This window comes from Fulvivirga aurantia (assembly GCF_009711475.1).
Classification (GTDB): Bacteria; Bacteroidota; Bacteroidia; order Cytophagales; family Cyclobacteriaceae; genus Fulvivirga; species Fulvivirga aurantia.
Window position 1 is genome coordinate 1 of record NZ_SMMD01000948.1, and the last position, 15,167, is coordinate 15,167.

A 15,167-nucleotide genomic window follows, 5' to 3' on the forward strand; every position below is an offset into this window, starting at 1 on the left:
TGCAATTTTTTCTACAGTAAACTTTAACACTATTGCTATGTTGTAGACAATTATTAATCTTTGTTTACTTATCTAACTCATAACCCTCGCCCAGTGTTAAAAAAAATTCTATATACCCTCGCGCTTTTAATCATTGTTGGAATTACGGCTTTTTTAATCGCAGACGAACCCTTACCTGAAGGAGAACAGGGGGCCCGCGCAGAATATCTTGCTGAAAAGATGCTCAAGAACCTCAATTACGAAGCCTGGCAAGACTTAAATGCTATCGCCTGGAGCTATCCGCTGGGTCATCATTTTATCTGGGACAAAAAAGCAAATTTAGTCGAAGCCACATGGGACGATAAACGTGTCATATTTAGCCCTGAAACCAAAGAAGGGAAGGTTTATATTGAGGGTGAAGAGCAAACTGAAGAAATTGAAGAGCACATTTCGAAGGCATTTGAATACTTTGCCAATGACTCATTTTGGCTTATTGCTCCCTATAAGGTTACAGACCCTGGCACCAAAAGAAGCGTAGTAGACTATGAAGGTAAAGAAGCTTTGCTTGTACAATATACCTCAGGTGGTGTTACACCTGGTGACTCATATCTTTGGATTTTAGATGACAAGGGAAGACCCACTGCATGGAAGTTTTGGGTAGATATTCTGCCCATTGGTGGATTAAAATTTAGCTGGGAAAATTGGGTAAACGTAGAAGGTGCTCAAATCAGCACATTGCACGATGGACTTATTGACATAGAAATTGAAGACCTCGAGGCAGCCTCTGATGTGGCACAACTAAATGACGGTACAGATCCCTTTGCCCCTATCAGGTGATCTTGGTAATAATAACACTTGGGTAACACACAGAAAGTCAATGTTGTAACATTATTTCTGTAACTTCGCACCTTCTATGAGCAAAGAGCGAATACTCCTTTTAATTTTATCGGCTGCCCTATTCACACACATCATGGACTTTATGATTGTGATGCCGCTAGGACCGCAGCTGATGAGGCTGTTTGACATTTCACCTCAGCAGTTTAGCTTCCTTGTTTCCTCCTATTCGTTTACCGCAGGTGGCTCAGGATTTATTGCGGCCTTTTTTATAGATAGATTTGATAGAAAAAGCACATTAGCTTTCGTCTATATTGGGTTTACCTTAGGTACTCTGGCCTGTGCCTTTGCTCCTACTTATGAAATTTTGCTCATTACAAGATGTACAGCAGGTGCCTTTGGCGGTATATTGGGTGCATTAGTATTGTCTATTGTCAGTGATGCTATTCCTTTAGAAAGACGAGCAGCAGGTATTGGTTTTGTAATGGCCTCGTTCTCTGCAGCGTCTGTTTTTGGAGTGCCTTTTGGCCTCTATCTGGCTACTTTGTTTAGCTGGCATGCTCCTTTTTTATTTTTAGGAGGCCTGGGAGTTGTCATCAGTGTGCTCGTGTTTATTTTCATCCCCTCGATGCGAGCTCATATTGCCAGTGAAGCTGATAAGCCTAGCCCTTTAGAAATCATCAAGCGAATATTTGGAAGGCGTAACCCTCTTATGGGCTTACTGTTTACTTCTATCCTCATGTTAGGCCATTTTACTATTATTCCATTTATCGCGCCTTATATGGTCGGCAACGTTGGCTTTACAGAGCAGGAGCTTACCTACATCTACCTGGTAGGTGGCGGACTCACCATATTTTCTTCACCCATGGTTGGTCGGTTTGCTGATAGCCACGGAAGGCTCAAAATTTTTACGATTTTCGGTATTTTGGTTATGGTTCCACTCCTGGCAATTACTCACTTACCGCCTATCCCGCTATGGCAAGCGCTTGTCGTGAGTGGTATTTTCTTCATTTTCGCCAATGGTCGAATTGTACCTTCTACTACTATGGTGACCAGTGTAATTAAACCAGAAAATCGAGGTAGTTTTATGAGCATACGCTCGTCCATTCAGCAAATCTCTTCTGGATTGGCTGCTATGCTTGGTGGTTTTATAATATCTGAGAAACCTTCTACAGTTACTGAAAATGCCAAAGCCCTCGTTGGCTATGAGTATGTTGGCTATATCGCCATCGCTTTTAGCATCGGTGCTATTTTTGTAGCAAGACTTCTTAGAGTTGAGAAAGGAGCTTGATAAAAATCTACTGCTGCAAAAGTTGATAAAAATCAGGATCCTGAAGCATTCTTTCTACCCAAAGGCTGTATTGTCTGGCAGAAGGATGTAGATTGTCGCTGGCTACCATGTCAGGTTCTCCATTTCGCGACAAGTCTGTAATGTTGTAGTACTTAACACCAGCATCTTCGGTTATTTCCCTATTGATGGCATTATACTCATCCAGCTCTTTACCAATGCGATCTTTATCTTTTTCGCCAAAGGGCGTATGACCATAATCTGGTATTGAAACTACAAAAACCTTTGAGTGATCGCCACCAGCATGATCTATGGCTATATTAAGTAATTCTTTAAACTCAGGTTTGTAAGAAGATGAAGACTTGCCTTGATATTGATTATTTACGCCTATGAGTAACCCAACCAGGTCGTAGTTTTTCCCCGGCTTTTGTTTTTCTATCGCTGCTTTAAGTTCGTCTGTCCTCCATCCGGTACGGGCTATTATCAGTGGTTTATCTACATTAAACCCTCTTGCATTGAGTGAATCCTGCAATTGCATGGGCCAACGCTCTTTTTCTTCTACACTCTCACCTATTGTGTAGGAATCGCCTAAAGCTAAAAAGCTCAAGCCTTCTTGTGCTTGAGCTGTAATAAATAGTAGAAATGTAAATACTGTAAGTATTAATTTATTCGTCATCATTAATATCAAAATATTCTGCTACCACAATAACCATCCCTGCAAAAACCATCACCCCACGCTTTATTTTGGTAGTCGCTTGTTTAGCCTCAGCTACTACTATGTTCTCATTTACTTTTTCATTGGTTTGGCTAAGTAATCTGCCCCAGCTTACCAATGATGTTAAGATAAGTGCTGAAACTAAACTTGATACAATAATTTGCTCCAGGAGTTTTTTATTACGTAACATATTGTTTCTATTCAGGTGTCTAGTGTTTAGACTGAATCTTTTCACCTTTTGTTACAAGAATATAAATATTTCTCAACAAAAAGTTATTTATTGGTCATTTTCTTACCTGAAGGACGGTAATTTTTACTCGCCTAACACTTCACTATTTGTGTTGGTCACCTCATTTTGGTGGGCAAACTCTGCCACTTTTTTAAGTCTCAGCGTTTTGATTTCGCCTTTATTTGGCTTCCATTTGCCATTGAGCTGTTTGCCAAAGTTATTTGCGTCTGTTACAAAAACGGCTTCTATAGAGGCTATATAGTCATTATCACTATCGTAGACTAATACTCCAATTCCGGACTTATTTAGCGCCAACCTACCTGAAAAAACATACATATCTCCTGACTCTACTACAATGTAAGAACCGGAGACATTATTATCTGTAAATTGAAGATTAAACTCTATTTGCTGCTTATAACCGAGGGTACCAGTGTAATAAAATAACCCATTGCCCGGCTCGGTGCTTTCTACCTGGGCCCAGGAAGAGGTTGATAAACTTAAGCTGACTAAGAAAAAACTTAGAAAAAGAAACTTTTTACTTTTCAAGGTATGTGTCGTTAACTGCTAGCTAATTTAGCACTTAAAACGGCTAAAATCAAAAGCAGGTTTTAAAAGCATAGAAACAGCCAGTATAAGCATAAAGTTCAGGCATACAGGCTTGTAGCTTATCGGTCTAGCCAGGCTTTAAAATCACTAACTCTGTCTCTGCTTACCACCGGCTCTTCAGTGTGCTCATTTTTAAACTTCAATTTAAGCCGACTATTAGAGTAGCTGATTATGTCTTTTATACTTTCGATTCTTACCAGATATTTTCTGTTTACCCTAAAGTAAACTTTTGGATCTACCAGCCCGTCTATTTGCTCCAGCGAGTAGTCTAATAAGTAATTGCGATTGTCTACAGTATGGCAATAGGTAGCTTTATCTCTACTAAAGAAGAATAGAATTTCATCAACAGCTATAGACTTAATGTGCTCACCGGTTTTTACTAAAAATCGATTCTTATATGTGGTTGACAGCATCTGCATCACCGTTGCCATCTGATCGAGCGGGTATGGTTGTGTATTTTTTGGCAACAGATCATGAAACTTATTGAGGGCTCTTTCGAGCTCTTCTTTATCAATAGGCTTCAACAGATAGTCTATACTATTTACTTTGAAGGCCTTGAGCGCATATTCATCATAAGCCGTTGTGAAAATTATGGGTGAAGTGATGCTGGTGTGCTCAAAAATCTCAAAACTTAATCCATCAGCCAATTGTATATCCATGAAAATAAGGTTGGGCTCTGGGTTTTTCTTCAGCCATTCCACACTCTTTTCTACAGAATCTATTTTGGCTAGTACCTGGGCATCAGACTCGCAACTCAGTATCAGTTTTTCTAAACGATTAGCTGCCAGCCGTTCATCTTCAATGATTAGTATTTGCATTGGAATTTATAATTGGTAGACCCACCTTAAATGTATTATCAGCCTCATCGATAATAACAGGTCGTTTTTCTAAAAATGAGTATCGCGATTTAATATTTTCAAGACCGATACCCTCGCCTTCTTTTCTAATTGTATTTTTCTTTTGCAGGTTATTAGACACATAGAGATACCCATTTTCTGTATAAATCTTAATCTCTAAGGGCCGTGCTTCTGAGACAATGTTATGTTTGATGGAGTTTTCTACCAGCATCTGTATAGCCATAGGTACTACAGAAGCGTTAGACACTTCAATATCTGAGCTAAATTTTAAGCTATCGCCATGTCTGATTTGTTGTAGAAACAGGTAAGACTCTACGAACTTCATCTCAGACTGTAATGTAACGATTTCTTTATCGCGTGCCTCCAGCACGTAACGATAAACCTCAGAGAGCTTCTTGATGAAACGTGCTGCTGTGTCCTGGTCTTCGTAAACAAGATCGGTAAGTACATTGAAGCTATTAAAGAGAAAGTGTGGGTTTACCTGATTTTTTAACGTCTCGTATTTAGCAAGTATGGCTTCTTTCTTAATCTTCTCACCTTCTATTGCCAGCTGTTTCCATGAAATTAAAAAATCTCTACTGTACAAAATAAGAGAGACTATAAAAGTCACTCCTATGGCTATAAGCATGGTCATTTTGATATTACCAAGGTGAATATCCAGAACCAGTAAATAGAAATAATAGATAACAAAAATGGCCAGCCCCGTAAATGTGGCATGACCGAAAATACCTAATAACAATCTTTTGACAGGCGCTTCTAACCAACCAACAACAGAATCCATCCAGCAAGTAGTGAGTTGATTGCCCTTCCATAGCACCACCCAAACAGTAGAACTGACAAGAATGGGATACAAATAATTTTGACAATCAGGGCAAGTAATTAGGCCCCATGGAACACCGATAAGCGCTATCAAAAAAGTTTCTTTAAGCTCTTTCTTCCAGTTGAAACTACTTTTTTGACTCGTATCGCTATTCATGGGGCTAAATAAGATTTTTTTCCTGTTAAAAACAAAGATCACTCACCGGCAGGTGCTCCACAACGTTGAGCAGCAGCCTCAGCTTGCCTTGCTCCCCACATCGGAGCTATCACACTTTCTGGTTGCTGAGTTTGAAACAGACTTACCGCTTTTTGTAATTTTTCACAAGCCATAGCTGTGTCTGAACCAAAAAACTGAGCCGTTCCAAATTCCATCTGGCCTAATAGATACAATGCACGTGGATTTTCTCCATCCATGGCTACGGCCTTGTTTAAAGCTTGCATAGCCAGACCAGAGTATTGTTGCCCACGAGTGGCAGGATCTGCAGCTACTCGCATCATATGTACAAAACCTTCAAGGGCCACTATCTCATCTTCGCCAGGTGCCAAAGCACTTGCTTCTGAGATTTTTTCTTTGGCAAGATCGAGGTACTTATCTTTCTCACCGAGTTCTTCTACTCTTGTAGAGATCATAACATATCCAAATGCCGAGTAATATAGCGGTTCCCATTTGTCTGTTTCCTTTTGCGCGATGCGCTCAAAAGAATTAATGGCATTTTGATACTCTTCAATGTTTTTAGCCATATAAACTTTTTCAATTGAAGATTTCATGGCTTTTTCATACTTAGATACTTCTGTAAAGCTCCACTGAAGTACTGCTAAAGCAAATAGAGGGATTAGGATTAATTTGTGCATAATTTTAGTTGTTTTGGGTTTATAATTGATTTTTAAAGATTTGGCATTTGATTAGCCACTTTATTTTTTGAAAGCGTGATAAATGCGCCTAGAAATATGAACCTGGGTGCCTGCTGCTTGATCGCTCTGCCGACAAACTGCCCCTGATCATTTTGCTGGTCACTATACTCGTAGCCGAAAATATTGTCTACCCCCAGCACATTGGTAATCGAGGCGTGAATGATCACATTTGATCTATACAGGTAGCTAAAATTGACACTGAGGTCATGATAAGCCGGGGTTCTCTCGGTGTTAAAACCTTCCTGATTTGGATCGTTGTAAGGCCTGCTACTACCGAAACTGTACGTTGTGCCTATCTGAGTCTTTAAGCTTTGCACAAAGTATTTTGTGACGAAAGAAAAATTGTGCTTTGAGCTAAATGCTGGAGTGGCCGTTGTCGGAAAATCCTGATAATCTCGCTCGGTATCGATGTAAGAGTAAGATACCCAGTAATCAAGGCCCGTAAAAGTTTGAGCATCTCTCCAGAAAACATCGAAGCCTTTTGCAAAACCACTTCCCAGATTGCTAAAAGAGGCTTGATCGTAAGCATCTTGAAATTTAACCAGATCGCTGTATTTCTTATAATAACCTTCTATTCTGAAAGTGCGCTTACCTGTCAGGTACTGATAGTTGAGTATGTAGTGCTCCGCCTTCTCTGACTGAAGGTTGTTATTTACCCGAAGGTAATCTGGCTGTGCTTGTTGGTTAAACTTACCGTAAGCTAAAGACACCTGGCCTTTCTCACCTAACTTATGTGCCAACGATAATCTAGGAGTTACTATGTATTTTTTAGATAGGCTCTCATGCTCAGCGCGCAAACCTGTACGGAGTACAAAATCGTTTGAAAGATAAATGTCAGCCTCAGCAAATGCAGACCCAATATGCTGGTTGTAGCTAAATTCAGGAGCCCCTTCCTGATTCACATCAAATTGACTGTTTCTATAAAAATGCTCACCACCAAAGCTCAGTGAAAATTGAGATTGTGTGTCATAACTAAGTACAGCTTTGGTATGAGCGCCTCTTGTTTTTTCATCATACGGTTGGTTATTGATCACAATTGACTCTTCTGAGTTTGTGATAGAAAAGCCTGTTTTCAAACTCCACTGGTCGCTTAAAATATCTTTATAGGTGGTGTTGAGGTGGCCATAACTGTTAGAAAGGTCGACCTTATCTTCAAGCTCCTCATCAAATATCTGAGGGCGATAGATCACAAAATCAGTCTTGTTGAAATTGCCATATACTTTAAGCAGACCGTCATCCCCTACCTTATGGCGATAGGCCATGTTGCCATCGAACGATTCAGGTGCTTTTTCAAAATTTATTTTTTGTTTTACCAGCTCAAAATAAGGCGTGAGGTTGGTATACTGTATTTTTCCTGATATAGAAGATTTTTCAAACGACTGAGAGTGTGAGATATCAGCGCCTACCGTCATCAAAGAGATGTCTGTTCTGTCGACTTCTGCTATTTCTTTGGTATTAAGAATAAGTGCAGATGATAAAGCCTGTCCATATTCTGCTGAATAACCCCCAGTGCTAAAACTGGTACCGCTAAACATAAACGGTGAGAATCTAGCCCTACCTGGCGTATTAGGTGCTGATGGAGCATAGCTATTGAGCACCTCCATACCATCTATAAAAGTTCTTGTTTCGTACCCTTCTCCACCCCTCACAAACAATCTGCCCGTTTCGCCTACAGTTTGAGTCCCCGGTAGTGTATTTAATGCTCCGGCTATATCTGCAGTAGCTCCAGCTGTGGTTACGATATCGAGTGGCTTGAGCACTTCGCGATTGCTTTCTTCACCAGCAGAAAACGACCCTGCGCTTATCACTACAGCATCTAATCGGTTGATTTCTTCTTTTAGTGAGAAGTTATAACTCAAATTTTGTGGCAGTGTAACGGCTATCGTTTCTTTGGTATAACCTATGAAAGCCACTATCAATTTATGATTACCTTCCTCCTCAGTAGAAAAGTTAAACTGACCGTTTATATCGGTAGAAGTGCCATCATAAGTACCATCTAAAAAAACATTTGCCCCAGGAATGGGCTCTCCCTTATCTGAAGTGACAGTGCCACTTATGGTCGATTGAGCAAGTGCTAGTGAGGGAAATAAGATTAGCAGTGTGAGTAAAGTTTTCATAAGTTGTTGTTTAGAGTTTGGTTGTTTTTGCCGCTTTGTTAATACAAATGTTGCTTCTCAAACCCTGACATGAAAAAATGAATTACCGAATCGTAGAATTTGCTGGATGAATTGTAAATTGATCGTAAAACACGCTGTAGATGCTTAAAGACAACTTCTCAAAACAGGCCGATTTATATGCCAAATACAGGCCTACCTACCCAAAAGACCTTTATGATTTCCTATATGCGCACACCTCAAAATTTGAGGCAGCCTGGGATTGTGCCACCGGTAATGGACAGGTTGCCTCAGTATTGAGTGAAAAATTTGAAACTGTTTATGCCACGGATATTAGTGAGAATCAACTAAACAGTGCTGTTAAGAAAAGCAACATCCTTTACTCAATGGGTAGCGCTGAAAATTCGGGTTTAGAAAAGCCAGTCGATCTCATTACCGTGGCACAGGCCATTCATTGGTTTAATGTAGACAAGTTTTACCTTGAAGCCCAAAGGTTAGCAAAACCAGGTGCCACCCTAGCCTATTGGGGTTACGGTCTGATTAGAATAAATAAGGAGGCCGATAACATTATCAAGCATTTTTACGAAGACGTGGTGGGACCTTTTTGGGATCCGGAAAGGGCATTAATAGAAAACAGCTACGAAGACATTCATCTACCTCTGGTGCATACTAAGATTGTTCGGTTTCAATATCAGGCAGAATGGACACTAGAACATCTGTTGGGTTACCTGAGCAGCTGGTCAGCAGTGCAGAAGTACATTGATGCTAAAGGGCATAATCCGGCTGATCATCTGAGAGGTAGGTTAGAAGAAATTTTTAAAGGCTTTCAGCGTGTTACTTTTCCCATTTTTCTCACATTGGGCCATATAAAATAAAAACACCCCGCCAGTACGTATACAGACGAGGTGCCACCTGAAATATATCTTTGATCTACATTTCGTATCTATAAATAGCGTTCACGGCACTATTTGATGAAGGCATTTGATCTTCCGGTAAGATAAATACTTTACCTCCATGATTTATCGTTTCTGTGGCCGCCAGGTTGATTAAACTCGCATCACCTGTTGTTCTCACCTCGTGAATTTCAATCTTATTGGTGTCTTCGATATACCTTCCCCAAAGCTCAGCGTCTTCTTTAATAAATAAAGACTCTGCTCTACCTATAATCGCTGACGGAATAACGTCTTCAGCCGCTGCAGCAGCTTTACCATTACTTTCTAAAGCTTCATATTTAGAAATAGCTTCGTTCTTTTCTTTCTCAAAATCAGGATTAATGATCTCCCATGCTTTTTCTTTGAGCTTAAGCACATCTTCATGCTGGAAATTACCTTTTACATGCTGATCTTTCAACCAGTTATAATTGTTGGCTTCTTTGTAAATAGGGAACAAATAATCTACACAGGCAATCACCAAAGGCGCATTTTCATCATGAAGCATTTTCATGATTCCTTCATCTATAGCTCTGAAATACTTTAAAGCCTCTTTTTTCTTTTCTGTCTCATTACCTGAGCCATGCCCGTGATACATACCGTCAGCATCACCAGATTCTCCTTGACCCGTTCGTGCCTCAAGGTACTTTTGTTCGTAATCATACCCGACCACATCTTTAAATGATGATGGCACGAGATCGCTAATTTTCACATCGACTATGCTATACTGTGTCGCTTCATAAAACTTTACTTCACCTAAACTAAGGGCCATAATAAAGTGTCGGTCCGAAGAGTGAATCAGGTCGGCCATCGGTTTAAGATAGAAGTGACTGTTTACATACACATACTCACTAAAAGTTTTAGGTATTTGGTGCGTAATCAAGTCTTCACCATCATAAAATATTGCTAACCCATCAGATTGATTGCGCCAGAAATTTTCATTTTCTTCTAACTCATGGAGGGGCTTTGTATAGCTCTCAATTTCTGATTGTTTCATGCCCAATGTGAGGAGCTGATTAGAAACTTCTTTTAATTGATTCTTAAGGGTTGTTTTATCTTTGTAAACACCATTGCCTTCTGCATTGGTACGGTGGGTAGGCATATAAATACTTATGCAATTTGGGGTGTGAACTTTTGCTAATTTTTCGAAATCAGACTTCTTAAATATTTCCATGATATTGCTGGTTTTCGTGGTTAGTATTATTTTACAATAAGAGCAGAAAATGCCCTTGGTATCTTTATTAACGGAATAATTGTGCCAATTGATTTAAATTGCCCCTCCTTCTTGTGAGCCTATATATTCAGAGCGCTGTAATCAGTAAATCGTGGAAAATATTTCGCAATGTGTACTATACTTTGCATCATAAAATTGCCGTTTAACACAACCACAATTTTTACTATATTTGCCACCTATGGAAATATTGCTGCAGCCAGAATCCTGGATCGCCTTACTTACCCTTACATTTTTAGAAATCGTTCTGGGTATCGATAATATCATTTTTATATCCATTGTTTCTAATAAACTGCCAGAGAATCAGCAGCAAAAAGCCAGAAATATTGGTTTATCCCTTGCCCTTCTTTTTAGAGTCGGCCTGTTACTAGGTATAACGTGGATTATTACATTTACACAACCACTTTTTACCGTGTTTGAAGTAGAGTTTAGTGGTAGAGACCTTATATTGATGGCTGGTGGCTTATTTCTTATTTTTAAAAGTACTATGGAGATACACCACAAAATGGAAGGTGTAGAGGCTGAAGAATCTGAAAAAACTACGGCTTCAATGTTCTCGGTTATTTCTCAAATCATTTTATTAGACATCATATTTTCTTTCGATTCTATACTTACAGCAGTAGGTCTTACAGATGAGGTATTACTCATGATTATTGCAGTAATAATTTCTATCATAGTAATGATGCTGTTTGCTAAACGCATAAGCGATTTTATAGCCAAGCACCCTACTCTGGAGATTTTGGCGCTATCATTTTTGATACTCATAGGTTTTATGTTAACTATAGAATCATTTGACTATCACGTACCTAAGGGTTATATATATTTTGCGGTTTTCTTCTCTCTTATTGTCGAAGTAATCAACATGAAAATGCGCAAAAAACGAAACCCGGTCAAGTTGAGAAAACATATTAAGTAAGGCTAGCTGCCATACAAAAACACTAAATGTATCCGTTTAATTAATAATGAATAAAAGGAAACGCGTAGTAAAAATTGGCTGCAGATAAACATCATAAAACCATAAAATCGGTGCTATCAAGCACTGAAAAAGAGCTTTTCTCTTTTATAAAGGAAGTGCAGGCAATTGCTGTAGAAACTAAAAATACTACACTACAGCAATTGGTTATCGATCGACAAAAGACCCTTTCTGAACGACTACAAGTTTTAAACTCGAATATAAATCAGAATCTGGCGGGTGCCATTGCCAGCAAAACTGAACAGCTGAATGATCAGATTGAACGACTTAAGAAAGACAATGAAACCGCTCGATCTAACAGCTTTTTACTGGAATATAAAAAGAAGGACCTTCTCCTACTCGCTGATAATCTCGAAGAAGCCTACGAGGAAATCTCTCAAAAAAATGAAGAGCTGGAGGAGCAAAAGAAACAGCTGAGCCAGCAAGCAGAAGAGATTAAGGAAGCCAACAAAGCTATAATTGATCAGAATGAAGAACTAGAGCAGCAAAAGGAGGCTATTCTGGATCAAACCGACTATTTGCATGAAGCGAATGAGACCATCACAGCTATGCATGCAGAGGTACAAAAGCAAAAGGAAGAGATTTTAAGAAAAAATGAAGAGCTCATCAGTATAAACAATGAAAAGAATAACCTTATTGGCATTGTAGCTCATGATCTCAAAAGCCCATTAAATCAAATCAAAGGCCTTATTACACTTATAAAGATGTCTGCAGATAATCTTAATAGTGAAGCCTATAGCTATATAGAAACCATTGAAAAAAGCGCTACCCGACTCAACGAAATGATCGGAAAGATACTTGATGTGGAGGCCATAGAGTCTAAAACTCCAAACATTAACCTCACAAAGGTTGACTTGAGCGAACTGTTGCGCAAGACGGTTGAGCGTTTTGATGTGTTGGCCAAAGAAAAGCAAATAAACCTACACAGCGACATACCCGAAGGCTTAACTAGCAAGGTTGATGCAGACTACACCTATCAGGTATTTGAAAACCTTCTGTCTAATGCCATTAAATTCTCCCCTAAGTTCTTAAATATCTACGTTTCCTTAAAGCATGAGAATGGCCAGATTATATGCGAAGTAAAAGACGAGGGGCAAGGATTAAGCCCTGAGGACAAGAAGAAGCTCTTTGGCAAGTACCAAAAACTAAGCGCCAGACCTACCGGCAACGAAACCTCGACAGGTTTGGGATTGTCTATCGTAAAGAAATATGTAGAAGCTATGAATGGCCAAATTTGGTGTGAGAGTGAGGTAAGAAAAGGAGCTAGCTTCTTTGTGTCTTTTCCAGCGGTAGATTAATAAATTGCCTTCGCTAAAGTAGTATTTACAAACAGCACGTTTCCGATTTTATCATAACCATCAAAAAGCTCTTTGCCTCGTTGTTTTATTGCCTCAGCTCTAAAACCAACTATCGTAAGGTCAGCATCGCTGGATTTCTCATTGATGATTTCTTTGGTTGAAACATCCAACTTATGCTTGAGTAGCTCAATATTTTTAGGTGCAATTGGCAACCTCCCCTCTTTAATTAGTGCCAGCAGCTTTTTCTCCTCTTCTGTTATATTTTCCTCCTGCACTACCGCAAAGATTTTAATCTGTGCTTTCTTCCAATCACTATGCCCCATAATGATGTATCCCATCAATATCATCAAGCTACTGTTTTTCAGATCGTTTGGTGTTAGCCAAATATGAATACTCTGTAAAAACCCAAACTCTTTATCTGATGATCCTAAGATGCAGATATCAAATTCAGCTGGTTAAGTCAGCGTAAAATTCTCGATGATCTCATTGAGTGTTTCCTTTTGCTTTTTAGAATACTCAAACAAAATCATGTTTACCTCCTTACCTGATACACTTGGTAGCTGCATAGCCTGAGCAACGGCACTGGTAAACGAAGGCGAAATGAGTGTATCTATATAAACATTACTCTTGCTGGCATCGCTAATTTTCAACAGTCTGCTTAGCTGATCTTTCGATTTCTCATGAGAATCTTTACTGAAATAGCCATTGATGTAATGTATGTAAGTACCAAATCCATATCGATGCGAGATCCAGCGCATAAACTGAAAAGCAGTAGGTCTCTTAAAGAAGTCTGAAGAGATACAAATAACTGATGGACGCCAGTTGTCTTCGCCTTTTTCTGCTTTTTGCAAAAACACCTGAAGGCGTCTACTCAATTGAAATATTACCCCCTGAAATATCTTAGCCAATCCCTCTTTGTTTTTGCTCGTATAAGTTACAAAAAAGTAAATGAGCGTCATCAATGTCACCGAAATTATCGCGTAGGGAGCATTCATTTGAAACATCAGATACACACACAAAATCGCTCCGAATAATGAAATATACCATTTAGACCTGAACGAAGGTCTGTAAGATGGATCAGCTGCAAAATGTTGTAAAAATGAGATCAAGCAAAGTGAGCCGTATGTAATCATAAAGAACATAGAGATAATCTCTGCCACAGCATTTACATCTCCAATGCTCACAAACAAGATCGCAATTACACTCGTCACTATTGTGGCATTAAAGGGATCATTAGTTACCGGTCGTCCCTTGCTTATCCAGCGGTTCATATAAGGTATTGGGAAAACTCGGTCGGCTGCTAGGGCCTGAAGTGTACGCGGAGCTACCATAATACTACCCAATGCGGATGAAATAGTGGCACAAGCCAAACCAATAGGAATGATTGGCCCCCATAGCGCAATATCAGACATGATCAATTGATTACCGGCCAGATCATCCGGATTAGCTGAAATCGCGAGTTTATAGGCTATAAATACATAAATGATCATCCCACATATTGTGGCTGCCAGTGTACCCAGAGGTATTGATTTCTTAGGATTCTTCAAATCTCCGGAAAGACCAACACCAGCTGTCATGCCTGTAAATGCCGGAAAGACTATGGCAAATACCAGGAAAAAACTATCCGGGTTGTCGACACGCAGATTCCAATCGAGAGCTTCAAGATTTGTACTGTAAGTGGTATTGCCCATAAAAAAGAGAACCAAGGATAAAAACAATACAGCCACCACGATATAGAGTGCCTTCATGCCTATATCAGCACCTTTCTTGATCATTACATAGCTAAGAATTAAAACTGCAGGGAGGCTTATGAGTCTTTTATCAGTTATAGAAAGACCATATTCCGTATTGATAAAATCAAGCACAGGACCAAACGCCTCTGCAAAGGCTATGGTATAAAATGCTACACTTATAGCTTGAGAAAAATACAGGGCAATACCGATTGCAGCGCCTACATTTATACCGAACGAACGAGATATAATGTAATACTCACCTCCACCTTCAACCTTTTGATTGGTGGCTATTTCTGCAATAGCCATAGCTGTTGGTAATGTTACCAAATTGGCAAAGGCTATAATTCCTAACGTACCTATAAACCCAACACTACCTACTGCGTAACCAAATCTCAAGAACATAATAGCTCCTAAAATGGTCGAAATGGCTGTAAAAAAAACTGGAGCAGTACCGAAGTTAGCCTTACTTTTCTTTAAGTTCATCTTGCCGGGTTTTACTCAATATAGCTGGTTTAAGTTGAGATAACGAATAAATGATCGCTTAAATCTACCGCATGTCGGTACCTTTGCGCTGTGAAAAAATTAAAAGACCTCTATAAAAAATACAGAGATTACATCCGTGTTGATCTTATCATGTATGGCGTAATGAT

The 15,167-nt window shown here is 39.4% G+C and carries 15 protein-coding genes; 5 read left to right on the forward strand and 10 right to left on the reverse strand.

Annotated elements, in window-relative coordinates:
* The first annotated feature begins 93 nt into the window (after positions 1–93).
* The gene (locus E1176_RS19775) at positions 94–816 is read left to right on the forward strand and encodes a hypothetical protein (protein ID WP_185152897.1); all 723 of its coding nucleotides are present in this window, start codon (positions 94–96) and stop codon (positions 814–816) included.
* A 76-nt stretch (positions 817–892) separates the two neighbouring features.
* Positions 893–2,104 carry an MFS transporter gene (locus E1176_RS19780; protein WP_155212783.1) on the forward strand — a complete coding sequence of 404 codons (1,212 nt, stop codon included), beginning with the start codon at positions 893–895 and terminating at the stop codon, positions 2,102–2,104.
* 7 nt (positions 2,105–2,111) lie between these two features.
* On the opposite strand, the gene E1176_RS19785 is transcribed toward E1176_RS19780, so the two are convergent.
* The 7 genes from E1176_RS19785 to E1176_RS19815 form a co-directional block, all read right to left on the reverse strand.
* Complete coding sequence (locus E1176_RS19785) at positions 2,112–2,780, reverse strand: SGNH/GDSL hydrolase family protein (protein WP_246206195.1); 669 nt, start codon at positions 2,778–2,780, stop codon at positions 2,112–2,114.
* Complete coding sequence (locus tag E1176_RS19790; protein WP_155212784.1) at positions 2,767–3,006, reverse strand: hypothetical protein; 240 nt, start codon at positions 3,004–3,006, stop codon at positions 2,767–2,769. The genes E1176_RS19785 and E1176_RS19790 overlap by 14 nt, the downstream gene beginning before the upstream one ends.
* A gap of 123 nt (positions 3,007–3,129) precedes the next feature.
* Positions 3,130–3,591 carry a hypothetical protein gene (locus E1176_RS19795; protein WP_155212785.1) on the reverse strand — a complete coding sequence of 154 codons (462 nt, stop codon included), beginning with the start codon at positions 3,589–3,591 and terminating at the stop codon, positions 3,130–3,132.
* A 119-nt stretch (positions 3,592–3,710) separates the two neighbouring features.
* Positions 3,711–4,469 carry a LytR/AlgR family response regulator transcription factor gene (locus E1176_RS19800; RefSeq protein WP_155212786.1) on the reverse strand — a complete coding sequence of 253 codons (759 nt, stop codon included), beginning with the start codon at positions 4,467–4,469 and terminating at the stop codon, positions 3,711–3,713.
* The gene (locus E1176_RS19805) at positions 4,450–5,484 is read right to left on the reverse strand and encodes a sensor histidine kinase (protein ID WP_155212787.1); all 1,035 of its coding nucleotides are present in this window, start codon (positions 5,482–5,484) and stop codon (positions 4,450–4,452) included. The genes E1176_RS19800 and E1176_RS19805 overlap by 20 nt, the downstream gene beginning before the upstream one ends.
* 38 nt (positions 5,485–5,522) lie before the next feature.
* Entirely contained in the window at positions 5,523–6,179 is a 657-nt protein-coding gene (locus E1176_RS19810; protein ID WP_155212788.1) for a tetratricopeptide repeat protein, read from the reverse strand.
* Between the two features lie 32 nt (positions 6,180–6,211).
* A complete protein-coding gene (locus tag E1176_RS19815) occupies positions 6,212–8,356 on the reverse strand; it encodes a TonB-dependent receptor (protein ID WP_155212789.1) in 2,145 nt (714 codons plus the stop codon).
* 140 nt (positions 8,357–8,496) lie between these two features.
* Here E1176_RS19815 and E1176_RS19820 point away from each other — a divergent pair, with 140 nt between their 5' ends.
* Positions 8,497–9,228: a class I SAM-dependent methyltransferase gene (locus tag E1176_RS19820; protein ID WP_155212790.1), complete on the forward strand. Its 732-nt coding sequence runs from the start codon at positions 8,497–8,499 to the stop codon at positions 9,226–9,228.
* Between the two features lie 55 nt (positions 9,229–9,283).
* Here the strand turns inward: E1176_RS19820 and E1176_RS19825 are convergent, their stop codons facing one another.
* Positions 9,284–10,456 (reverse strand): baeRF7 domain-containing protein, encoded by a 1,173-nt coding sequence (locus E1176_RS19825; RefSeq protein WP_155212791.1) that lies wholly within the window; start codon positions 10,454–10,456, stop codon positions 9,284–9,286.
* Between the two features lie 238 nt (positions 10,457–10,694).
* On the opposite strand from E1176_RS19825, the gene E1176_RS19830 reads away from it, so the two are divergent.
* Complete coding sequence (locus E1176_RS19830; RefSeq protein WP_155212792.1) at positions 10,695–11,429, forward strand: TerC family protein; 735 nt, start codon at positions 10,695–10,697, stop codon at positions 11,427–11,429.
* Positions 11,430–11,503: 74 nt separating this feature from the next.
* Positions 11,504–12,784, forward strand: a complete 1,281-nt coding sequence (locus tag E1176_RS19835; RefSeq protein WP_155212793.1) for an ATP-binding protein — start codon at positions 11,504–11,506, stop codon at positions 12,782–12,784.
* Here E1176_RS19835 and E1176_RS21200 read toward each other — a convergent pair.
* Both E1176_RS21200 and E1176_RS19840 read right to left on the reverse strand, forming a co-directional pair.
* Positions 12,781–13,131, reverse strand: a complete 351-nt coding sequence (locus E1176_RS21200) for a hypothetical protein (RefSeq protein WP_246206197.1) — start codon at positions 13,129–13,131, stop codon at positions 12,781–12,783. The two genes, E1176_RS19835 and E1176_RS21200, sit on opposite strands and share 4 nt — an antisense overlap.
* A gap of 108 nt (positions 13,132–13,239) precedes the next feature.
* Entirely contained in the window at positions 13,240–15,000 is a 1,761-nt protein-coding gene (locus tag E1176_RS19840) for an amino acid permease (protein ID WP_246206199.1), read from the reverse strand.
* Positions 15,001–15,167 lie beyond the last annotated feature (167 nt).

Excerpts from the sequence above, each read along its gene's own strand:
- E1176_RS19780 (WP_155212783.1), top strand. The coding sequence starts at position 893 with ATGAGCAAAGAGCGAATACTCCTTTTAATTTTATCGGCTGCCCTATTC.
- E1176_RS19785 (WP_246206195.1), bottom strand. The coding sequence starts at position 2,780 with ATGATGACGAATAAATTAATACTTACAGTATTTACATTTCTACTATTT.
- E1176_RS19790 (WP_155212784.1), bottom strand. The coding sequence starts at position 3,006 with ATGTTACGTAATAAAAAACTCCTGGAGCAAATTATTGTATCAAGTTTA.
- E1176_RS19800 (WP_155212786.1), bottom strand. The coding sequence starts at position 4,469 with ATGCAAATACTAATCATTGAAGATGAACGGCTGGCAGCTAATCGTTTA.
- E1176_RS19805 (WP_155212787.1), bottom strand. The coding sequence starts at position 5,484 with ATGAATAGCGATACGAGTCAAAAAAGTAGTTTCAACTGGAAGAAAGAG.
- E1176_RS19810 (WP_155212788.1), bottom strand. The coding sequence starts at position 6,179 with ATGCACAAATTAATCCTAATCCCTCTATTTGCTTTAGCAGTACTTCAG.
- E1176_RS19815 (WP_155212789.1), bottom strand. The coding sequence starts at position 8,356 with ATGAAAACTTTACTCACACTGCTAATCTTATTTCCCTCACTAGCACTT.
- E1176_RS19820 (WP_155212790.1), top strand. The coding sequence starts at position 8,497 with ATGCTTAAAGACAACTTCTCAAAACAGGCCGATTTATATGCCAAATAC.
- E1176_RS19825 (WP_155212791.1), bottom strand. The coding sequence starts at position 10,456 with ATGGAAATATTTAAGAAGTCTGATTTCGAAAAATTAGCAAAAGTTCAC.
- E1176_RS19830 (WP_155212792.1), top strand. The coding sequence starts at position 10,695 with ATGGAAATATTGCTGCAGCCAGAATCCTGGATCGCCTTACTTACCCTT.
- E1176_RS21200 (WP_246206197.1), bottom strand. The coding sequence starts at position 13,131 with ATGATATTGATGGGATACATCATTATGGGGCATAGTGATTGGAAGAAA.
- E1176_RS19840 (WP_246206199.1), bottom strand. The coding sequence starts at position 15,000 with ATGAACTTAAAGAAAAGTAAGGCTAACTTCGGTACTGCTCCAGTTTTT.